General features: G+C 73.4%; 14 protein-coding genes. 10 read left to right on the forward strand and 4 right to left on the reverse strand.

Annotation, left to right across the window (positions count from 1 at the left end; genetic code table 11):
* The first annotated feature begins 13 nt into the window (after positions 1-13).
* Positions 14-2161, forward strand: a complete 2148-nt coding sequence (locus AB0J57_RS33060) for a xanthine dehydrogenase family protein molybdopterin-binding subunit (RefSeq protein ID WP_366132085.1) — start codon at positions 14-16, stop codon at positions 2159-2161.
* Positions 2162-2178: 17 nt separating this feature from the next.
* Positions 2179-3114 (forward strand): glutaminase, encoded by a 936-nt coding sequence (locus AB0J57_RS33065; protein ID WP_366132087.1) that lies wholly within the window; start codon positions 2179-2181, stop codon positions 3112-3114.
* A gap of 13 nt (positions 3115-3127) precedes the next feature.
* On the opposite strand, the gene AB0J57_RS33070 is transcribed toward AB0J57_RS33065, so the two are convergent.
* Entirely contained in the window at positions 3128-4783 is a 1656-nt protein-coding gene (locus AB0J57_RS33070) for an IclR family transcriptional regulator C-terminal domain-containing protein (RefSeq protein WP_366132088.1), read from the reverse strand.
* Positions 4784-4908: 125 nt separating this feature from the next.
* On the opposite strand from AB0J57_RS33070, the gene AB0J57_RS33075 reads away from it, so the two are divergent.
* Positions 4909-6099, forward strand: a complete 1191-nt coding sequence (locus tag AB0J57_RS33075; RefSeq protein ID WP_366132089.1) for a 4-hydroxybenzoate 3-monooxygenase — start codon at positions 4909-4911, stop codon at positions 6097-6099.
* Here the strand turns inward: AB0J57_RS33075 and AB0J57_RS33080 are convergent.
* Positions 6066-7379, reverse strand: a complete 1314-nt coding sequence (locus AB0J57_RS33080) for an aromatic acid/H+ symport family MFS transporter (RefSeq protein ID WP_366132090.1) — start codon at positions 7377-7379, stop codon at positions 6066-6068. The genes AB0J57_RS33075 and AB0J57_RS33080 overlap by 34 nt on opposite strands.
* A 256-nt stretch (positions 7380-7635) precedes the next feature.
* Here AB0J57_RS33080 and ctaD point away from each other — a divergent pair, with 256 nt between their 5' ends.
* Positions 7636-9378, forward strand: coding sequence for a cytochrome c oxidase subunit I (gene ctaD / locus AB0J57_RS33085; protein ID WP_366132091.1), 1743 nt, complete (start codon positions 7636-7638; stop codon positions 9376-9378).
* A gap of 18 nt (positions 9379-9396) precedes the next feature.
* Here ctaD and AB0J57_RS33090 read toward each other — a convergent pair whose 3' ends face one another.
* Positions 9397-10047, reverse strand: a complete 651-nt coding sequence (locus AB0J57_RS33090; RefSeq protein WP_366132092.1) for a phosphoribosyltransferase family protein — start codon at positions 10045-10047, stop codon at positions 9397-9399.
* Between the two features lie 146 nt (positions 10048-10193).
* Here AB0J57_RS33090 and AB0J57_RS33095 point away from each other — a divergent pair, with 146 nt between their 5' ends.
* The 6 genes from AB0J57_RS33095 (at position 10194) to AB0J57_RS33120 (ending at position 20327) form a co-directional block, all read left to right on the forward strand.
* Positions 10194-11495, forward strand: a complete 1302-nt coding sequence (locus AB0J57_RS33095; protein WP_366132093.1) for a zinc-dependent alcohol dehydrogenase — start codon at positions 10194-10196, stop codon at positions 11493-11495.
* 20 nt (positions 11496-11515) lie between these two features.
* On the forward strand, positions 11516-13864 hold the full coding sequence (locus tag AB0J57_RS33100) for a phosphoketolase family protein (protein WP_366132094.1): 2349 nt from the start codon (positions 11516-11518) through the stop codon (positions 13862-13864).
* 129 nt (positions 13865-13993) lie between these two features.
* Positions 13994-16903 carry an NACHT domain-containing protein gene (locus AB0J57_RS33105; RefSeq protein ID WP_366132095.1) on the forward strand — a complete coding sequence of 970 codons (2910 nt, stop codon included), beginning with the start codon at positions 13994-13996 and terminating at the stop codon, positions 16901-16903.
* A 24-nt stretch (positions 16904-16927) separates the two neighbouring features.
* Complete coding sequence (locus tag AB0J57_RS33110; protein WP_366132096.1) at positions 16928-17647, forward strand: alpha/beta fold hydrolase; 720 nt, start codon at positions 16928-16930, stop codon at positions 17645-17647.
* A gap of 67 nt (positions 17648-17714) precedes the next feature.
* Positions 17715-18887, forward strand: coding sequence for a polysaccharide pyruvyl transferase family protein (locus tag AB0J57_RS33115; RefSeq protein ID WP_366132097.1), 1173 nt, complete (start codon positions 17715-17717; stop codon positions 18885-18887).
* Between the two features lie 42 nt (positions 18888-18929).
* Complete coding sequence (locus AB0J57_RS33120; RefSeq protein WP_366132106.1) at positions 18930-20327, forward strand: FAD-dependent oxidoreductase; 1398 nt, start codon at positions 18930-18932, stop codon at positions 20325-20327.
* An 18-nt stretch (positions 20328-20345) separates the two neighbouring features.
* Here the strand turns inward: AB0J57_RS33120 and helR are convergent, their stop codons facing one another.
* On the reverse strand, positions 20346-22520 hold the full coding sequence (helR, locus tag AB0J57_RS33125; protein WP_366132098.1) for an RNA polymerase recycling motor ATPase HelR: 2175 nt from the start codon (positions 22518-22520) through the stop codon (positions 20346-20348).
* Positions 22521-22575 lie beyond the last annotated feature (55 nt).

The following is a 22575-nucleotide window of genomic DNA, read 5'->3' on the forward strand; positions in this document are numbered from 1 at the left end:
CGGAGGACTCCCGATGACGTCCACCCGGCCCCGGACCCACCCCCGGGTCCCCGCCGCGCCCGCCCCCGCGCTCGGCACCGCCACCGAGCGCCTCGAAGGACGCGACAAGGTCACCGGCGCCGCCCGCTACGCCACCGAACTGGCCCGCACCCCGCCCGACTGCGCCTACGCCTGGCCCGTGCCGGCCACCATCGCCCGCGGCCGGGTCACCGCCGTCGACACGGCCGCCGCCCTCGCCCTGCCCGGCACCCTCGCCGTCCTCACCCCCGACACGGCACCCCGCCTCGGCGAGGCCGACGACCCGACGCTCGCCGTCCTCCAGGACGCCACCGTGCCGCACCGGGGCTGGTACGTCGCCCTCGCCGTGGCCGAGACCCTGGAGGACGCCCGCGCCGCCGCGGCCGCCGTCCACGTCACGTACGCCACCGAACCGCACGACGTCACCCTCACCCCCGGCCACCCGGACGCCTACCGCCCCGAGGAGGCCGGCGGTCAGCCCGCCCGCCGCGAGCGCGGCGACGCCGAGGAGGCCTTCGCCGCCGCGCCCGTCCGCGTGGACGCCACGTACCGCGTTCCGCCGCTGCACAACCACCCGATGGAGCCGCACGCCGCCTACGCCCGCTGGGACGGCGAGGGCGCCGGGGCCCACCTCACGGTCTACGACTCCAGCCAGGGCGCGAACCCCGTCCGCACCGCGCTGGCCAGGCTCTTCCGCCTCCCCAAGGACCGGGTCACGGTCGTCTCCGAGCACGTGGGCGGCGGGTTCGGCTCCAAGGGCACGCCCCGCCCGCACGTCGTGCTCGCCGCGATGGCCGCCCGCCACACCGGCCGGCCCGTCAAACTCGCCCTGCCCCGCAAAGACCTCGCCACGGTCGTCGGCCACCGCGCGCCCACCATCCAGCGCGTCAGGCTCGGCGCCGACCGCGACGGCACCCTCATCAGCCTCAGCCACGAGGTCACCGCCCACACCTCACGCGTGAAGGAGTTCGTCGAGTACGGCGCCGTCCCCGCACGCGTCATGTACGCCTCCCGGCACAGCCTCACCGACCACCACGTCGTCCGCCTCGACGTCCCGAGCCCCTCCTGGATGCGCGCCCCCGGCGAGGCACCCGGCATGTACGCGCTGGAGTCGGCCATGGACGAACTCGCCGGCGCCCTCGGCCTGGACCCCGTCGAGCTGCGCCTCCGCAACGAGCCCGCCACCGAACCGGACAGCGGCCTGCCCTTCAGCAGCCGCAACCTCGTCGCCTGCCTCCGCGAGGGTGCCCGCCGCTTCGGCTGGTCCGACCGCGACCCGCGCCCCGGCGTCCGCCGCGAGGGCACGCTGCTCACCGGCACCGGGGTCGCCGCCGCCACCTACCCGGTGCTCGTCTCACCGTCCACGGCCACCGCCACCGCCCGCCACGACGGCGGCTACGACGTCCGCGTCAACGCCACCGACATCGGCACCGGCGCCCGGACCGTCCTCGCCCAGATCGCCGCCGACGCCCTCGGCGCCCCCCTCGCCTCCGTACACATCGGCATCGGCAGCACCCGCCTGCCGTACGCCCCGCTCGCCGGCGGTTCCTCCGGCACCGCCTCCTGGGGCTGGGCCGTGCACCGGGCGTGCACGCGCCTGGCCGAGCGGCTGGCCCACCGCGTGGGCCCGCTGCCCGCCGAGGGCCTGTCCGCCTCCGCCGACACCACCGAGGAGGCCGAGGAGACCCCGCCGTTCGCCCGGCACGCCTTCGGCGCCCACTTCGCCGAGGTCCAGGTCGACACCGGCACCGGGGAGGTGCGGGTGCGGCGGCTGCTCGGCGTGTACGCCGCCGGGCGCATCCTCAACCCGCGCACGGCCCGCTCGCAGCTCGTCGGCGGCATGGTCATGGGGCTGGGCATGGCGCTGACCGAGCACAGCACCGTGGACCCGGCCTTCGGGGACTTCGCCGAGCGGGATCTGGCGTCCTACCACGTACCGAGCCACGCCGACGTGCCGGACATCGACGCGCACTGGGTCGAGGAGCACGACACCCACCTCAATCCGATGGGCAGCAAGGGCATCGGCGAGATCGGCATCGTCGGCACCCCGGCCGCCATCGGCAACGCCCTGCACCACGCCACCGGCGTCCGCTTCCGCGAGCTGCCGCTCACCCCCGACCGGGTGCTGCCGGCCCTGGCGTAGCCCGTAATGTGGGGGCCGTGTCACGCTCCTCCCAGCCCGTCACGGACTTCCGGCCCGTCCTGGACCGCATCGCCGCCGACATCGCCGCCACCCCCGGCCGCGGCCGCCCCGCCGACTACATCCCGCTGCTCGCCGAGGCCGACCCGGACCGCTTCGGGATGGCCGTCGCCGGGCTCGACGGCACGGTCTACGGGGTGGGGGACTGGCAGCAGCCCTTCTCGGCCCAGTCCATCACCAAGGTCTTCACCCTCGCCCTCGTGCTCGCGGCGGACGGCGAGACCCTGTGGGAGGGCGTGGGGCGCGAACCGTCCGGCAACCCGTTCAACTCGCTGGTGCAGTTGGAGTACGAGAACGGCATCCCGCGCAACCCGTTCATCAACGCGGGCGCCCTCGTCGTCACCGACCGGCTCCAGACCCTGACCGGCGACGCCTCCGGCAGCCTGCTGGACTTCCTCCGCGCCGAGAGCGGCAACCCCGCCCTGGACTTCGACGAGAAGGTCGCCGCCTCCGAGACCGCCCACGGCGACCGCAACGCCGCCCTCGCCCACTTCATGGCGTCGTACGGCAACATCACCAACCCGGTTCCGGACCTGCTCGACCAGTACTTCCGCCAGTGCTCGGTCGAGGCGTCCTGCGGCGACCTGGCGCTGGCCGCCGGGTTCCTCGCCCGGCACGGCATACGGGCCGACGGTTCGACGCTGCTCACCCGCAGCCAGGCCAAGCAGATCAACGCGGTCATGCTGACGTGCGGCACCTACGACGCGGCGGGCGACTTCGCCTACCGCGTCGGACTGCCCGGCAAGAGCGGCGTCGGCGGCGGCATCATCGCCGTCGTACCCGGCCACTGCACCCTGTGCGTGTGGAGCCCGGGCCTGGACCGGCGCGGCAACTCGGTGGCGGGCGTGGCGGCGCTGGACCGCTTCACGACGCTCACCGGCCTCTCCGTCTTCTGACCGCTCACCGCGCTCACACCGTCGCGATCCGGGTGAAGCGGCCCGCGACCCGCAGGTCGGCCTCGATCCGGTCCGCCGCCGCCCGCAGCTCGGGCAGCAGCTCGTGCACGCACTCCCCGGCGGTGCGCCGCACGCTGTGCATGGCCACGTTGACGGCGGCGACGACCGTCCCGGCGCGGTCGCGGACCGGTACGGCGATGGAGCGGAGGCCCTCCTCCAGCTCCTCGTCGACCAGGGCGTACCCGGACCGGGCGACGGAATCCAGGATCGCGGCCAGCTCGGCGGGGTCGGTGACGGTGTGCGGAGTGAGCGGGTCCAGGTCGGTGCGGGCCAGCCGCCCGGCGCGCTCGGCCGGCGCGAGCGCCGCCAGCATCACCCGGCCCATCGAGGTCGCGTACGCCGGGAAGCGCGTCCCGACGGTGATGTTGACACTCATGATCCGGCTCGTCGCCACGCGGGCCGTGTACCGGATGTCGTCGCCGTCCAGGACCGCGAGCGACGCCGAATCGTGCACCCGGGTGGCGAGCGCCGCCAGGTGGGGTGCCGCGATGGCGGGCAGCGTGGTGCGGGACAGCGGGGGATACCCGAGGCCCAGGACGCGCGGGGTGAGGCGGAACGTCCGCTCGTGCGCCGAGACGTACCCGAGGTGCTCCAGGGTGATCAGGGCGCGGCGGGCGGTGGCGCGGGCCAGGCCGGTGGCCTCGGCGACCGCGGTGAGCGTCAGGGCGTCCCGGCCCTCGCCGAACGCGGTGATCACGGTCAGCCCGCGGGCCAGCGACTCGATGAAGTCCCGGCCCAGTTCCTGTTTGGACGCCCCGGTCCAGGCGGCGAGGCCCGCTCCCGGCGTTTCGCCGGCCACCGGCGGCCGCGCCTCGCGCAGCTCCCGCTCCATCTCCCGCACGGCCGCGCGCAGCCGGGGCAGCGCCGCCTCCCGCAGGGACTCGGCGCTGTGCCGGCTGGTGTGGCTCACCACGCTCACCGCGCACGCCACCCGCCCGCCGGGCGCGCGCACCGGCACGGCGAGGGCGACCAGGCCCGGTTCGATGCGCTGGTCGTCGAGCGCCCAGCCGCGCGTCCGCGCCTCGGCCGCGCGCTGCTCGAAGTCGTCCTCGTGGCGCCGGGCGCGCGGGGGTACGGCGGGGAAGCGGCGCTCCTCGGAGTCGGCGGCGCGCCACTCGCGCCACCGCTCCCACTCCTCGTCCGTCCAGTCGGCGGCGAACAGCGGCCCCGGCCCGGTGCGCTCGGCGGGCAGCAGGTCGCCGATGCGGAAGCTGAGGGACATGGCGCGGCGCCGGGTCGCCTGGTGGATGAAGCGGATGCCGTCCTGGTCGGCGACCGCGAGGGACACCGACTCGTCCAGCTCGTCGGCGAGGGCGTCGGCGCGGCCGTCGAGCAGGCCGGGGAGGCGGATCGCGGCCAGGTAGGCGTTGCCCAGCTCCATCAGGCGCGGGGCCAGGGTGGCGTCACGGCCGTCGAGGCGGACGTACCCCATCCGGGCGAGGGTGGCGGTGACCCGGTCGACGGTGGCACGGGCGAGCCCGGTGGCGCGTTCCAGCGCGCTCAGGCTGAGCACCCCGTCGGCGTCGGTGAGCGCGCGCAGGACGGCGATGCCGCGCATCAGCGGGGCGACGGCCTCGGGCGGTGGATCCGCGGGGCTGGTGGCAGACATCGGCTCTCCGGCGGTGGGACACGGGCGTTGACAGCGACACGGGCGTTGACAGCATCGGGCACCGGGCGCACACTCACCCCACCCAACGCTGTGAAGTTTACTTCACTACACGAACAGGAGCCTCCATGCACACCACTGTGGGGATCGTCGGCGGCGGCCCTGCCGGACTGCTGCTCGCCCGGCTGCTCCACCGCGCGGGCATCGACAGCGTCGTCCTGGAGAGCCGCGACCGCTCCTACGTCGAGCGGCGCCAGCGCGCCGGCATCCTCGAACAGGGCACCGTCGACGTCCTGCGCGCGGCCGGTGCCGGGGGCCGCCTCGACCGCGAGGGCCTGGTCCACGACGGCATCGAACTGCGCTTCGGGCGCCGCGCCCACCGTGTGCACTTCCCGTCCCTCGTCGGCAGGCGCAGGGTGACGGTGTACGCCCAGACGGAGGTGGTCAAGGACCTGATCTCCCTTCAGCTCTCCGAGGGCGGGCCCCTGTTCTTCGGCGCCGAGGTCCACGCCATCGAGGGCGCCGACACGGCGCGGCCCCTCGTCCGCTACACCCACGAGGGGCGCGAGCAGACCCTCACCTGCGACTACGTCGTCGGCTGCGACGGCTTCCACGGCATCGCCCGCAGCGCCATACCCGAGGGGCTGCGGAGGACGTACGAGCGCACCTACCCGTACTCCTGGCTCGGCATCCTCGCCGAAGCGCCGCCCGTGTACGACGAGTTGATCTACGCCCACTCCGAGCGGGGCTTCGCCCTCGCCAGCATGCGCACGCCGACCGTCAGCCGCCTCTACCTCCAGGTGCCGAACGGCACCGACCCGGCCGACTGGCCCGACGAGCGGATCTGGGACGAGCTCGACGCCCGGTTCGCGGTCGACGCCGAGCCCGACTGGCGGCTGAAGCGGGGCCCCGTCACACAGAAGGCGGTGCTGCCGATGCGCAGTTGGGTGACCGAACCGATGCGCCACGGACGGCTCTTCCTCGCCGGGGACGCCGCGCACATCGTGCCACCGACCGGCGCCAAGGGCCTCAACCTGGCGATCGGTGATGTGACCGTCCTGGCCGAGGCCCTCGCGCTCCGGCACACCACCGGCTCGGAGGGTCCGCTGGAGGCGTACTCCGACCGGTGCTTGCGGCGGGTGTGGCGGGCCGAGCACTTCTCGTACTTCATGACGACGACCCTCCACACCGACCCGGATCAGTCGGCGTTCGACACCCGCCTCCAGCTCGCCCAGCTCGACCGGATCGCGAGCTCACCGCACGCCGCCGCCGAACTGGCCTCGAACTACACCGGGCTGCCCTTCGCCACCGCCCGCTGACGCGTCGCCCCCGCGGCGAGCGGTACGCAGACCATGGCGGCGGCGCCCAGCAGCCCGGCCAGCGCGAAGGCGGTGAACCCCCAGGTGTCGTGGCCGCTCGCCGCCAGTACCCCGCCCAGCCACGGGCCGAACACCGCACCGGTACGGCCCACGCCGGCGACCCAGCCGAGGCCAGCGGCGCGCTCGCTGTCGCGGTAGAGGGTGTTCGTGGCCGCGTACACCATGACCTGCGCGCTGAACAGCACCACCCCGGTGCACGCCACCACCACGTACGTCCACCCCAGCGGGAGCTGCGACTTCAGCAGCAGGGCCCCGGCCGCGGTGAGCACGAACCAGATCGCCGAGACGCGCACGGCGCCGAACCGGTCGGCGGTACGCCCCGCGATGAGCAGGCCGACGATGCCGCCCGCGTTGATGACCAGCAGGAAACTCACCGAGGAGCCGAGGTCGTAGCCGTTGGCACGCATCATCTGCGGCAGCCAGGTGGACACCCCGTACACCAGCAGCAGCCCGCTGAAGGACGCCAGCCACAGCAGCGGCGTCGCCCACCGCGACCCGGGCGCGAACAGGGCGCGCACCGCGTCCAGCCGGCCCCTCGCCCCGGCGGCCGGGGCCTCGACGGGCGTCGGCCGCGGCAGTCCGTACCGGTCGGCGACCGCGTCCGCCCGCCCCCGGTCGCCGCGCGCCAGCAGCACGCCCGGCGACTCGGGCAGCAGCTTCAGCAGCAGCGGTACGGCGACGACCGCCGGCAGTGCGCCCGCCCAGAACACCCAGCGCCATCCGGCGGACGGCGCCACCGTCAGCCCGAGGCCCGTCGCGGCCATGCCGCCCGCGTGGTACGAGGTCATCAGCAGACCCGTCGTCAGGGCGGCCCGGCGCGGCGGCGCGAACTCCATCACCATGGCCAGGCACAGCGGCATCAGGCCGCCCAGCCCGAGGCCCGCGACGAACCGTCCGGCGCCGAAGGACGCCGGGCTCGCGGCGAGGGCGCACAGCGCCGAGCCGAACGAGAACAGCGTGATGCTGGCGACCAGCAGCGGCCGCCGGCCCAGCCAGTCGGTGACGTTCCCGGCGACGAGCGCCCCGATGAGCATGCCGAACGTCGTCCAGCTCCCGATCGTGCCCGCGCTCGCCGGGGTCAGCCCGAGCCCGGGGTCGTCGAGCATGTGCGGCATGACGGCGCCGTAGATGTTGACGTCCATCCCGTCGAAGAAGACGGCCAGCCAGCACAGGGCCAGCACCGGGAAGACCGTACGGAACGTGTGCGGCGGTGACGTCATATCAGCCCCTGGAGAACGGTGTGTTCGCGTAGTGAAACTATGTTCACTCGCCTGGGTGCGACGAGTGTCGGGGCGGCGGGGGCGCCTGTCAATAAGCGGGAGCGCGCTGGGCGCTGCCCAATACGAGTGACGTATCCAGCGCTGTACGGGTGCAAAGCACACGGCGTCAACGCGAAAACGCATAGCGTTTCGGAGGGCGGTAAGGGGGTACTTTGCCGCGCGTCCTGCCCGTGCGTGTGCGTTGATGAGGATTCGTATGGTGACATCGACGGAGCCGGTCGCCCCGGTACCGGTGGCGCGGCGAGGCAGGGGCCGGGTCGTCGTGGACTGGCTGACCACGACGGACCACAAGAAGATCGCTCTCCTTTATCTCGTCACGTCGTTCGCCTTCTTCCTCATCGCCGGTGCGCTCGCCATGGTGATGCGCGCCGAACTCGCCCGCCCCGGCATGCAGTTGATTTCCCAGGAGCAGTACAACCAGGCGTTCACGCTGCACGGGATCGTGATGCTGCTGCTCTTCGCCACGCCCACCTTCGTGGGATTCGCCAACGCCGTGATGCCCTTGCAGATCGGCTCGCCGGACGTCGCGTTCCCGCGGCTCAACATGTTCTCGTACTGGCTGTTCCTCTTCGGCGGCCTCATGGTCGTCGGCAGTGCGCTGACACCCAACGGAACCGCCGACTTCGGCTGGACGGCCTACGCACCGCTCAACAGCCTGGAACGCACACCCAGTATCGGTGCCGACCTGTGGATCATGGGGCTGGCGCTCTCCGGATTCGGCACCATCCTCGGCGCGGTCAACTTCATCACCACCATCGTCGGTATGCGCGCACCGGGCATGACGATGTTCCGCATGCCCGTCTTCACCTGGAACGTCCTGCTGACCTCGGTCCTGGTACTGATGGCCTTCCCGGTGCTCGCCGCCGCGCTCCTGGTCCTGGAGTCCGACCGCCAGTTCGGCTCCCATGTCTTCGACGCCGCGAACGGCGGGGCACTGCTGTGGCAGCACCTGTTCTGGTTCTTCGGCCACCCCGAGGTGTACATCGTGGCGCTGCCGTTCTTCGGAGTGGTGACCGAAATCCTGCCCGTCTTCTCCCGCAGACCGCTCTTCGGCTACATCGGGCTGATCGGCGCCACCATCGCCATCACCGGCCTGTCGATGGTGGTGTGGGCACACCACATGTTCGTCACCGGAGCGGTACTCCTGCCGTTCTTCTCCTTCCTGAGCTTCCTCATCGCCGTGCCGACCGGTGTGAAGTTCTTCAACTGGATCGGTACGTTGTGGAAGGGCTCCATCACCTTCGAAACCCCGATGCTGTGGTCGATCGGATTCCTCGTCACCTTCCTCTTCGGCGGTCTGACCGGCGTCATCCTCGCGTCGCCGCCGATGGACTTCCACGTCACCGACAGCTACTTCGTCATCGGCCACTTCCACTACGTGCTCTTCGGCACCATCGTCTTCGCGACGTTCGCCGGATTCCATTTCTGGTGGCCCAAGATGACCGGCAAAATGCTCGACGAACGCCTGGGGAAAATCCATTTCTGGACCCTGCTCGCCGGCTTCCACCTGACGTTCCTCGTCCACCACTGGCTGGGCGCGGAAGGCATGCCGCGCCGGTACGCCGACTACCTCGCCGCCGACGGATTCACCGCGCTCAACACCCTGTCGTCGCTCGGGTCCTTCCTGCTCGGCCTGTCGACCCTGCCGTTCCTCTACAACGTCTGGAAGACCGCCAGGTACGGCAAGCGCGTCGACATGGACGACCCGTGGGGCTACGGCCGCTCCCTGGAGTGGGCCACCTCCTGCCCGCCGCCCCGCCACAACTTCACGACGCTGCCCCGCATCCGCTCCGAATCACCCGCCTTCGACCTGCACCACCCGGGCATCGCCGACCTGGAGAAGGCCCACACCGCGGGCCGCCGCGACGTCGTCGAACCCGGCCGGGGCGTGGCGTCCCCGCCGGGGGAGCCGGACGAGCGCGGGGAGGGCCACACCTGACCGCGCCGGCGGGCGTGCTCAGCCGCCGTGCGCGGCGCTCAGCGTCCGGATCACCTCGTCGTCGGTGAGCTGGTCGAAGTCGTCGTACCACTGGCCCACCGCCTCGAAGTGCGGCGGCTGGTACACGTACACGATCTCGTCCGCCTCCCCGCGCAACGCCGCCACCGCCTGGCTGGAACACACCGGCACCGCCAGCAGCAGATGGGCGGGGCCGGCGGCGCGCACCGCGCGGCACGCGGCGCGGGCGGTGACACCGGTGGCCAGCCCGTCGTCGACGATCACGACGGTGCGCCCGGCCAGCTCCGGGGCCGGACGGCCGCCCCGGTACAGCCCCTCCCGGCGCCGCAACTCCGCCCGCTCGGCGTCGACTTGCCCGCGCATCCGCTCGGGCGTCAGGTCGAGCACCGCCAGCGCCCGCTCGTCGAAGATGGGCGGCTGGTCCCCGGTGACGGCTCCGATGCCGACCTCCGGGTTGTACGGCGCGCCGATCTTGCGGACGACGAGGACGTCCAGGGGCGCGTGCAGCGCCCGGGCCAGCTCGTCGGCCACCGGCACGCCCCCGCGTGGCAGCGCCAGCACGACCGGATCGTCCAGCCGGCCCTGCCGCTGCCGCTCGACAAGCCGGGCGGCCAGTTCCCGACCGGCCTCCCTGCGGTCCTGGAAACGCATCGTGCTGCCTCGCTTCCGTCACGTCGCACCGGGTGGGAGCCCGTCTGCCGCCCTGCGGGTACCCCGCCCGCACGGGTTGTTTCGCCCGTCCCGGGCCGGGCACTCGCGGCCCTGTTCGGGAAGATCGGGACCCCAGGGGAGTGCTCATGAAGGCCGTGGTGTGGCACGCCATCGGCGACGTACGCCTGGACGACGTACCGGAGCCGAAGATCCAGGACGCCCATGACGCGATCGTCCGGATCACCTCGTCCGCCATCTGCGGGACGGACCTGCACTTCATCCGTGGCACGATGCCGGGCCTCCGCGAGGGCCGGGTGCTCGGACACGAGGCGGTCGGCATCGTCGAGGAGGTGGGCGGCGGCGTACGGAACTTCAGGCCGGGCGACCGGGTGGTCGTGCCCTCCACCGTGGCGTGCGGCACGTGCAGCTACTGCCGCGCCGGGTACTACGCGCAGTGCGACAACGCCAACCCCGGCGGCCCGGGCGCGGGCACCGTCTTCTTCGGCGGCCCGGAGGCGGCGGGCGGCCTGGACGGACTCCAGGCCGAGTACGCACGCGTACCGTACGCGCACGTCGGCCTGGTACCGCTGCCCGACACCGTCGACGACGCGCAGGCGATCCTCCTCTCCGACATCTACCCCACCGCCTGGTTCGGCGCGAAGCTCGCCGAGGTCGGCACCGGCGACACCGTCGCCGTCGTCGGGGCCGGACCGGTCGGCCAGGCGGCCGTGGCCTGCGCGCGCCTCCAGGGCGCGGGGCGGATCATCGTGGTCGACGGGCTCGCCGACCGGCTGGAGCTCGCCCGGCGCCAGCACGCCGAGACCGTCGACTTCAACGCCGAGGACCCCGTCGCGGCCGTACGGGACCTGACCGGCGGCATCGGCGTCGACCGGGTGATCGACGCCGTCGGCGTGGACGCGCAGCGCCCCACCCGTGGCCCGGCCGCCGAGGCGCTGCGCGACCAGGCGGAGGAGTTCGACCACGAGCGCGCCGAGGCGGCCCCCGGGGCACACCCCGACGGCGACACCTGGGTGCCCGGCGACGCCCCCACGCTGGCGGCCCGCTGGTCGGTCCGGATGGCCGCCAAGGCGGGCACCGTCGGAACGGTCGGCGTCTACCCGCCGCAGGTCCAGCACTATCCGTTCGGCGAGGCGTTCATGAAGAACCTCACGCTGAAGTCGGGCAACTGCAACCACCGGCGCTACCTGCCCCACCTGGTGTCCCTCGTCGCCTCCGGCACGCTGGACCCGACCCCGCTGATCACCCGCTGGGCCGGCGTCCAGGACGCCATCGAGGCGTACCGGACGTTCGACCGCCGGGAGAGCGGCTGGACGAAGGTGGCCCTCGGCGTCAGCGAACGCGGCTCCGTCGCGCCGGGCCTCGGCGAGGCGGCCGGCACCGGAGCGGCCACCACGGCGGGCAGCACCGGCGACGAGGCCGCGGGCTGACGGACGAGGGAAGGTGCTTCATGGAGCGGGACACCCACGGAACGCGGGCCTACCGGCGCGCCGCCGACTATGCCGCCGCCACCCTGATCTTCCTCCGGGACAACGTCCTGCTCCGTGAGCCGCTGCGCCGCGAGCACCTCAAGCCGCGACTGCTCGGCCACTGGGGCTCGTGCCCCGGCATCACCATGGTGTACGCGGCACTCAACACCCTCATCAAGGAGCGCGGCACCGACGTCCTCCTGGTCACCGGCCCCGGCCACGGCGCCCCGGCCAACCACGCCAACCTGTGGCTGGAGGGCACCCACGAGCACTACGACCCCGCGCTCGCGCGCACCGGAAGCGGCCTGACGGAGCTGGCCCGCCGCTACTGCGCCCCCGACGGCTTCCCCAGCCACCTCTCACCGGCCGTCCCCGGCACCATCCACGAGGGCGGCGAGCTCGGCTACGCCCTGTCCACCGCCTTCGGAGCCGCCTTCGACGCCCCAGGGCGCCTCGTGGCCTGCATCGTCGGCGACGGGGAGGCGGAGACCGGACCGACCGCCGGCGCCTGGCACTCCACCAAGTTCCTCGACCCCGTCACCGGCGGCGCGGTACTGCCCGTGCTCCACCTGAACGGCTACAAGATCTCCTCGCCGACGCTCTTCGCCACCATGACCGACGACGAGCTGACGGCGCTCTTCCGCGGCTACGGCTGGGACCCCCGTATCGTCGACGCCACCGAGGACCCCGACGTGGTCGTCTCCGCGGTGCGCGACGCCCACACGGCCATCACCGGCATCCAGCGCCGCGCCCGCGCCGGGGACCGGCCGGCCCGGCCCGCCTGGCCGATGCTCGTGCTGCGCAGCCTCAAGGGCCAGGGCGCCCCCTACGAGGTCGGCGGCCGCCGCATCGAGGGCACCTTCCACGCCCACCAGGTCCCCCTGGCCGGCGTCCACGAGGACGACGAACAGTTCAAGGCCCTGGAGGCGTGGCTGCGCTCCTACCGGCCGGACGAGTTGTTCGACGGGGAGGGCCGCCCCCGCCCGTACGTCCTGGCCGCCTGCCCCGAGGGCGAGCGCCGCATCGGCATGAACCCCGCCGCCGACGGGGGCCGCCTGCGCCGCCCCCTGGACCTGCCGCCGCTCGAACCGTACGCCGTCGACGTCGGCGCGGGCCCCGGCACGGCCTCCGCGAGCCCCAACCGGGTGCTCGCCGCCTGGCTGACGGAGATCATGCACCGCACGCAGCGCGGCCGGGACTTCCGGATCGTGTCGCCGGACGAACTGGCCTCCAACAAACTCGACAGCGTCCTCGGCGCGAGCGGCCGCGCCTACGCGTGGCCCGTGGACGAGTACGCCGAGGACCTCGCCCGCGACGGACGCGTCATGGAAGTGCTGTCCGAGCACAACTGCCAGGGCTGGATCCAGGGATATCTCCAGACCGGCCGCCACGGGCTGTTCCCGACGTACGAGGCGTTCGCCTCCGTCGTCGACAGCATGCTCAACCAGTACGCCAAGTGGCTGAAGATGTCCCACGAGGTGCCCTGGCGCACCCCCGTCAGCAGCCTCACGTACCTGCTGACCAGCGAGGGATGGCGCCAGGAGCACAACGGCTACAGCCACCAGGGCCCCGGCTTCATCAACAACCTCCTCACCAAGAAGAGCACCGTCACCGGCGTCCACCTCCCGCCCGACGCCAACACCCTCCTCGTCACCATGGAGCGGCTGCTCGCCGACACCGGCCGGATCAACCTGGTCGTGGCCGGCAAGCACACCGCCGCCCAGTGGCTCGACCTGGCGGACGCCCGCCGGCACTGCGCGGCGGGCGCCTCCACCTGGCGCTGGGCGTCCACCCACGACGGCGAGGACCCGGAGGTGATCCTCGCCTGCGCGGGCGGCATCCCGACGGTCGAGACGCTCGCCGCCGCCGACCTGCTGCGCCGCGACCTGCCGGACGCGCGCGTCCGCGTCGTCAACGTCGTCGACCTGTGCGTGCTCGCCCCGCCCGACCGGCACCCGCACGGCATGGCGGACGCCGACTTCCGGGAGCTGTTCGGCACGGACACGCACGTCGTGTTCGACTTCCACGGCTACCCGGCGGCCGTCCACCAACTGCTGCACGGCCGGCCCCACCCGGCCCGCTTCCACGTCCGTGGCTACGTCGAGGAGGGCACCACCACCACGCCCTACGACCTGCTGGCCGGCAACGGCGTCTCCCGCCACGACCTCGCCATCACCGCGCTGCGCCACCTGCGCGGCCGCTCACCCGTCACCGGCGACCTGGCCGCCGCCTACGCCCACCACCGCGACCGGCTGCGCGCGGAGCTGCGCCGCACGGGGACCGACCCGGCCGAGATCACCGACTGGAAGTGGCCCGGATCAGGTTCGTGACGACGCCCACCGGGATCTCCATGCTCCCGTGACGCCCCCGTGCGCCCCCCGTGGCATCGGTACGCGGGCGCCCGGGGCCTCGTTCACCTCCGACGACGGGCCGCGGACAGGGACATGGGGGTGCGGATCATGTGGGCGCCGCTTCGGGAGACACGCGTACAACGGCGCATCGGACTGGGTGCGGTCGCCGCGTCCCTGATCGCGCTGGCCGCCGCCCTCTCCCGCCGGGACGGCGGCGCCGACGTGACATCGATGTGGATCTCCGCCGTCTCCGCCTTCGTCTCCCTCTGCGCCTTCACCGCCGACCTGCTGCGCGACTCCGCACCCGCCCAGGCCGATCCCGACCGGCGGGGGCAGGCCGCCGACGACCTCGCCGAAGCGGTACGGGACCAGTGGTCGGACGAGGCCCGGCTGCGCCGGCTCCAGGACCCCGAGCCGCTGAACGTGCCCTGGACCCGCGTCGGCCCCCCGCTCGCCGACCACCCGCGCAACATCCGGCGCGGCCTGCCGGTGCCCGAACCGCGCGACGGCGACCAGCGGCTCGACCGGATCGTCGAGACGTACCGGTCGGTCCCCTCCGGCCGGCTGGTCGTCCTGGGCGAGCCGGGCGCCGGGAAGAGCATCCTCGCCGTCCAGTTCGTCCTGGGGATGCTCACCTCGCGGCGGCCCGGCGACCCGGTGCCGATCATCTTCCCCCTGGCGAGCTGGGACCCCGGCTCCGTCCCGCTGCGCCGGTGGCTGGCCGACTGCCTGGCCGCCGAGTACCGGCCGCTGGCCGCCGTCCGCGGCGAACGCACCCTCGCCCGCGAACTGCTGGACGCCGGCCTCGTCCTGCCCGTACTCGACGGATTCGACGAACTCCCCGAGGCGGCGCACCGCGACGCGCTGCGCCGCCTCAACCGCGAACTGGACGAGCGGCTGCCCGTCCTCCTCACCTGCCGCACCACCGACTGGGCCCGCGCCACCCGCAGCGGCGACGTGCTGACCGCCGCCGAAGTCCTGCGGCTGGGGCGGCTCGACTTCCCCGCCGCGCGCGACTACCTGGAGACCACGGCCCGTTCGAACGCCGACGGCACCACCGTGTGGACCCGGGTCCTCGCCGCGCCCACCGCACCGCTGGCCGACGTCCTGGGCTCACCGCTGATGGTCGCGCTGGCGCGCACGGTGTACGGCGACACCTCCCGTGACCCGTACGAACTCCTGGACCGCGAACGCTTCCCCACGGCGGAACGCATCGAGGAGCACCTGCTGGACGCCTTCGTGCCGGCCGCCTTCGCCGACGCGGACGGCACCTGGCGCCCGGGCGCGGCCCACCACTGGCTCCGCCACCTCGCCCGCGACCTGGCGCCCCGCCGCCCCGGGGCCGCCGGCCCCTGGCGGCTCGCCTGGTGGGAACTCCCGGCGGTGCTGCCCCCGGCGCTGCGGGTGATCGGCCCCGCCGTCCTCGCGCTCCTCGCCACCGCCGCGCTGCTGGTGCCGCTGGCCGAGTACGGGCGCGGGGTGGTCGGCAACTGGGACAGCCCGCTGTCGGCCGTCCTCAACCTCGCGGGGCTCCTGACCGGCCTGTGCTTCGGGCTCGCCAGGCTGCTGCCCGCCACGGCCGAAAGCCCCCAGGGCACACGCCAGTTGGCCCACATGGCGCTCAGAATGACCGCCGCCGCCACGGTCGTCGCGGTGGCCCTGGGCGTGCTCGTCCCGCCCCTGGTCAGTTCACGTCTCGGGGCCGTGATCACACCGCGGCCCACCTGGTTCCTCAACGGCTGCTGCTTCGGGCTGATCCTGTCGATGATGTTCGCCGTCGCCGGTCTGCCCCGCCGCCCCCTCCCATTGGCCCTCCCGTGGGCGGGCAGCCCGAGCGGCCCGACGGCCGTCCGCGCGCTGGGCGCCCTGGTCGTCTTCACCGGCCTCGCGATCTACGGCTACGCCCACGCGGTGGTCCCGGCCGGGACCTGCCTCGTCGCCGGGCTGCTGCTGGTCGTCGCCTCGCTGGCGCACGGGGTACGGGTGGCCGCCCCCTACATGGGGCCGGCCGGTATCCTGCGCGGCTTCCGCCGGGGACTGCTGCGCGGCTTCGTCGCCTGCACGCTCATCGGCGTCACCGGCTCGGCCGTCGTCGGCTGCGTCACCGGTGCCTTCGCCGCGTACGACATCCACTCGGCCCGCCGGCCGGTGAACGGCGAGGTGGTCGAGGGCTGGCGGGTCCAGGAGACGGGCGGTGGCGGCCGGTCCGTCCGCTCGACGGGCCCCCACGAGGTCGAGCTGGTGGAGCGCACGGCGCTCGACAGCCCGTTCGCCGTGATGAAGGGCGCGCGGATCTCGTCGGACCGCCGCCTCGCGACGTACAAGGGCGAGGTGCGCGTCCACCGGGTGAGCGGGCAGTGGGTGATCGACTGGCTGGGGAAGCCGGACACCTGGCGCGGCAAGCCCGTCGACGCCCACAACGTGGTGGTCGCCCTGCCCGAACGGGTCAAGCTCTGGCTCGTGCACCGACCCGTCATGACCGTCATCCGCGACGCGGTGGTACCCCTCGTGGCCTTCGGCGCCCTCATCGGCGCCATCGGCGGCGCCGCCTCCGGCGTCTACCGCGCCCTGAACACCCCCTCCGACACCATCCGGGCCGTCAGCCCGCGGAGCACGCTGCGCACCGACCGCGCCGCCACCCTCGCACGCAGCGCCATCGCCGCCGTACTCGCCGGCGCGGTCTGCCTCGTCATCGCGGCGACCAGCCGGAGCAGCACCCTGGGCACCATGCACACCGAGCTGTGGGTGCCCGTCGGCACCTCCGCGCTCGCGCTGAGCGCCTGGGGGCGGATGGGCGTCGCCCGGATGTGGCTCGCCGTGACGGGACGGGCGCCGTGGCGGCTCATGCGGTTCCTCGCCGACGCGCACCGCCGGGGCGTGCTGCGCCAGTCGGGCGCGCACTACGAGTTCCGCCACCTCCGGCTCCACCAGCGCCTCGCCGCGCCCGGCACCGGGACCGGCGCCCCCCGCCCGCCGGACCCCGCCCGGCACACGGCCGCCGCCGACGGGGCCGTCTGACCGGATGCCGTTACGGTGTCGGTGATGGTGGACTTCGTACTGGTCCCGGGCGCCTGGCTCGGAGCGTGGGCGTGGGACGAGGTGGTGCCGGAGCTGCGTGCGGCCGGCCACGGAGCCCATGCCCTGACCCTGTCCGGGCTCGCCGAGAAGCGGAACGTCCCCGCGGGGCAGCGGACCCACGTACGGGACGTCGTCGACGAGGTCGGACGTCTCGGTCTTCGCCACGTCGTCCTGGTCGGACACAGCTACGCGGGCATCCCGGTCGCCCAGGCCGCCGGGAGGATCGGCGACCGGCTGGCCCGGATGGTGCTCATCGACTGCCCGGTCCCCGTCCACGGACGACCGGGCGTCGCCTCCTGGCCGGACGGAGGCAGAGGAGTGGAGGCCATGATCGCCGGGTACGGGGGCTCCTGGCCGCCGCCCCCGCGCTCCCACTACGCCGGGCAGGGCCTGACCGACGAGCAGATCGACCGGATCATGCGCCGCTCGACGCCCCACCCGGGCGCCACACTGACGGAGCCCGCCGTACTGACCCGCCCCCTCGCCGAGCTTCCGGGAACGTACGTCCTGTGCGAGCTCAACGCCGCCGAACCCGGCGCCGACGTGGCCCGGCTGCTGACCGGTGAGCACTGGCGGCTGGTCCGGATGGGGACCGGCCACTGGCCGATGTTCTCCCGGCCCCGCGCGCTGGCGAGGACGCTTCTGGACGAGGCCGGAAGCCGGCCGGGCTTTCGAGATGCGTAAATCTCGCCATGCGGTGAACTGGTGTAGGAGCGCGTGAACGCGGTGGAACGGGTGAGGCTGGCCGATCATGGATGACCGAAGCAGCGTGTCCGTAGGGGTGCTCGGTTCCTACGGGGGCCGGAACGTGGGCGACGAGGCGATCCTCACCGCCATGCTGGACCGTGTCCGGGCCGGCCGCCCGGACGCCCGCCTCGTGGTCTTCTCCCGCAACCCCGACCACAGCCGCGCCGCCCATCCGGACGTCGAGGTGGTCGGCTGGGAAGGCGTGTGCCGGGAGCGGATCTCCGAGCACCTCCGGGGCCTGAGCGTGCTCGTCCTCGGCGGCGGCGGAATCCTCTACGACACCGAGGCACGCCGCTACCTGCGGCTCGCCCGGACCGCCCAGGACCTCGGCGTGCCCCTCTTCACCTACGCCCTCGGCGCCGGCCCCCTCACCGACGAGGCCGACTGCGAGTGGGTCCGCGCGACCCTCTCGGAGGCGGCCGAGGTGACGGTGCGCGACGAGGAGTCGAAACTCGTACTCGAAGAGGCCGGACTGACCCGCCCCATCACCGTCACCGCCGACCCGGCGCTCCTCCTCCAGCCCGGCGACGGCGGCGACGAACTGCTGCGGGCCGAAGCCGTACCCCGCGGAGTGCGGCTCGTCGGGATGAGCGTGCGCGAGCCCGGGCGCGCGGCCGAGCACCTGGACGAGGAGGGCTACCACCAGCTCCTCGCCAACGTGGGCGACTTCCTCGTCCACCGGCTCGATGCCCACGTCGTGTTCCTGCCGATGGAACGCGACGACATGCGGCACGCCCACGCGGTGGTGTCCCGGATGGCCGACGCCGATCGCTGCACGGTCCTGCACGGCACCTACCGCCCCCAGCAGATGCTCGACATCGTCCGGCAGTTGGACCTCGCCATCGGTATGCGGCTGCACTTCCTGATCTTCGCCGCGCTCGCCGGGATCCCCCTGCTGCCCCTGCCCTACGCGGGCAAGGTCTTCGACTTCGCCCAGCAGATCGGCGCGCCCGCCCTGCGCGGCGTCGTCAGGGAGACCGCGGGCCTGCTGCTGGCGGAGGTGGACCGCCTGTGGGACGAGCGGCCGGCCCGGGTGGCGCACATGACCGCCCGTACCGCGGAGATGCGGCTGCGGGCCGGCGAGACCGCCGACCGGCTCCTCGCCTACCTGGACCGCACCGCCCCCCGCCCCCTCGTGCTCCACACCGCACCGACGCCCGCGTCCGCGGCCGGCTGAACCGCCGGCACCGCTCCCCAGGGAGGCAACGTGACCCATCTGATGCCGCCACGCGTCCCCCGGACGGTGGAGCTGCCCCCGCGTCAGGCCCTGCACGCGGGCTCCACCCAGGTGCTCGTGATCGGCGGCGGCCCGGCCGGCATCGGCGCGGCCCTCGGCGCGGCGAACGCGGGCGCCCAGGTCACCCTCGTGGAGCGGTACGGATTCCTCGGCGGCAACGCCACCGCCGCGCTGGTGATGCCCCTGATGAGCTTCCACAACGAGGTCAAGCAGGCCGTCGTCGGCGACTCCGAGCGCCTGCTGCCCACCGATCACGGCGAGGGCGAACCGGTCGTCGGAGGCGTTCTGCGGGTGCTGCTCGACCACTTGGTGCGCGCGGGAGCGGCGATCCGCCCCTCGGTCGAGACCGGCTACACGGTGCCCTTCGACGCGGAGCTGTTCAAGCTGGTGGTGTACGAGCTGCTGGAGTCCCACGAGGTCCGCACCCTGCTGCACGCCTTCGCCTCCGGTGTCCTCCTCCTGCCCGACCGCGCACGGGCGGTGTTCGAGACGAAGTCGGGACCGATCGTCCTGGACGCGGACGTGATCGTCGACTGCACTGGGGACGGCGACGTCGCGGCGGCCGCCGGCGCCCCGTACGAGATCGGCCGGCCGGAGGACGGCTGGACGCAGCCCATGACGCTGATGTTCCGCATGGTCCGCTTCGACCACGACGAATTCGCCGCGTACGCCCGTGCCCACCCCGACCAGTGGAAGGGCGTCCACGGACTGTGGGACCTGGTGCGCGCCGCCACCGACGCCGGTGAACTGGACCTCCCGCGTGAGGACATGCTCTTCTTCGCCACCCCGAACACCGGCGAGGTCGCGGTCAACTCCACCCGCGTCACCGAAGTGCTCGGCACCAGCGTGTGGGACCTCACCCGCGCCGAGTTCGCCGCCCACCGCCAGATGGCACAGATCGCCCGCTTCCTGCGCGCCCGCGTGCCGGGCTTCGCCGACTCGTACGTCGTCCAGAGCGGCGTCCAGGTCGGTGTCCGCGAAACGCGCCGGATCATGGGCGAGTACCAGCTCACCGGCGAGGACGTGCTGACGGCCCGCAAGTTCGACGACGCCGTCGCCCGCGGCGCCTACCCGGTCGACATCCACAACCCGAGCGGCCGTGGCACCACACTCAAACGGCTCCCACGGGGCGAGTCCTACGACATCCCCCTGCGCTGCCTCTTCCCCCGCGACACGGAACGCATCCTGGTCGCGGGCCGCTGCATCTCCGGCGACCACGTGGCCCACTCCTCCTACCGCGTCATGCCGATCTCGATGGCCACCGGCCAGGCCGCCGGCGTGTGCGCGGCCCTCGCCGTGTCCCACGGCAAACGCCCCCACGACGTCCCGACGAGCGCGGTCCAGCGCGAACTCCGCTCCCAGGGCGCCAGCCTGCCCTGACCCCGGCGGGCCCCGGCGCTAGGGCGCCGTGAGGACGACGAGTCGCTGGGTCGCCCGGGTCATCGCGACATAGCGGTCGACCGCTCCTTCGATGCCCGTGCCGAACCCCTCCGGGTTGACGAGCACGACCAAGTCGAATTCGAGCCCCTTCGACAGCTCCGGAGTCAGCGACCGGACGCGGGACGTGGCCCGGAACGTGGGATCGCCGATGACGCACGCGATGCCGTCGGCGTGCGTGGCGAGCCAGGTGTCGAGGATCGCGTCCAGATCGGAGACGGAGCCGTGTACGACGGGGATGCCGCTGCTGCGGACGGACGTCGGCACGTTGGCGTCCGGGAGCGCGGCCCGGATGACCGGCTCGGCTTGCGCCATGACCTCTTCCGGCGTCCGGTAGTTGATGCTCAGGGACGTCACGTCGACGCGGTCGAGCCCGACCCGCTCCAGCCGTTCCCGCCACGACTCCGTGAACCCGTGCCGGGCCTGGGCACGGTCCCCGACGATGGTGAAGCTCCGGGACGGGCAGCGCAGCAGCAGCATCTGCCACTCCGCGTCGGTCAGTTCCTGCGCCTCGTCCACGACGATGTGCGCGAACGGGCCGGCGAGAGGTTCCGGGTCGGCGCCCGGGAGGGCGGACTCGTCGATCAGGCTGTCCTGGAGGTCCCGCCCGCGCAGCATCGTCACCGCGCCCTCACCGTCGTCGTCGGCCGCGAGCACGTTGTCGATGACGTCCGCCATGCGCGCGCGCTCGGCGGCGACCGAGGCTTCGTGCCGGCGCTTGCGCAGTGACGCCTCCGGGTCGCCGAGCCGCTGCCGGGCCGCGTCCAGGAGCGGCAGGTCGGACACCGTCCAGGCCTGGGCGTCCTCGCGTCGCAGCTTGCGGACGTCGTCGGGGCCGAGCCAGGGGGCGCACATCCGCAGGTAGGCGGGGACCGACCACAGGTCGCCGACGAGGTCGGCCGCTTCGAGCACCGGCCACGCCCGGTCAAGGGTCCGCACCAGTTCCCGGTCGTGCAGCAGTGACCTCCGGAACAGGTCGGGCGGGACATCGCCGTCGTGCTTGTCCATCAGGATCGTGACCAGCTCCTCCCAGATCTGGTCGCGCGCCTCGTTGTGCGGAGTGCCCGGCCCCGGTGCCTGGAACGCCTCGGCCCAGTCGTCGGCGCTCAGCCGGATGTCGCCCCAGTCAGTCGTGACCGTCATCGCCTCGGCGGGCGGCTCCTCGTAGAACCTGACGGCCGTCTCGATCGCCCGCACCATGCGCGCGGACGACTTCAGGGCGGCCACGTCCGGGTCCGTCTCGACCGTCGCTCCGGCTCCCTCGGGGACGAGGTCGCGCAGCGTGCAGGTCCGCACGCCCTCCTCCCCGAGGCTGGGCAGGACGTCGGCGACGTAGGCCAGGTAGGGCTGGTGCGGACCGACGAACAGCACGCCGCCCCGACGGTGGCCGAGGCGGGGGTCGGAGTAGAGGAGGTAGGCGGAGCGGTGCAGGGCGACGACGGTCTTCCCCGTGCCCGGGCCGCCGTCGACGACGAGGGCGCCGCGGGAGCCCGCCCGGATGATGGCGTCCTGGTCGGCCTGGATGGTGGCGAGCACGTCACGCATCCTGGGCGACCGGCTGCCGCCCAGGCCGGCGATGAACGCGGACTGGTCGTCGAGCGCGGCGTGCCCTTCCAGCCCGTCGGCGGTGAACACCTCGTCCCAGTAGTCGCTGATCCGGCCGCGCGTCCAGCGGTACCTGCGGCGGCTCGCCAGCCCCATCGGGTTGGCGTGGGTCGCCGCGAAGAACGGCTCGGCCGCGGGGGAGCGCCAGTCCATCAGCAGCCGGCGCCCCGCGCTGTCGGTGAGGCCGAGCCGGCCTATGTACACCGGCTCGGCGTCATCCGCGCTGACGACGCGTCCGAGGCACAGGTCCAGACCGAACCGACGCAGGGCACGCAGCCGGCCGGTCAGCCGGTGGATCTCCACGTCCCGGTCCATCGCCTCGCGGCCCAGGCCGCCGGGTGCCCTGCGCAAGTCGTCGAGACGGCCGGACAGTTCGGCGACCGTCTGCTCCAGGCACTCCGCGACGGCCGCGAAGTGCCGCTCGTCACCGGCGATCAGCGCCGGGTCGGCCTTGGGGGAGAGCCGGTCCGGAAGGTCGAACGCGGAGGTGGTCAGAGGGTCCGCCGACAACAACGTACGTACTTCAGGCACTTCGTGAATCTCCCATTTCCGCAGGATCTCGCCTTGAGCCAGCGATTCTGCGGCA

This window comes from Streptomyces sp. NPDC049837 (assembly GCF_040674455.1).
Classification (GTDB): domain Bacteria; phylum Actinomycetota; class Actinomycetes; order Streptomycetales; family Streptomycetaceae; genus Streptomyces.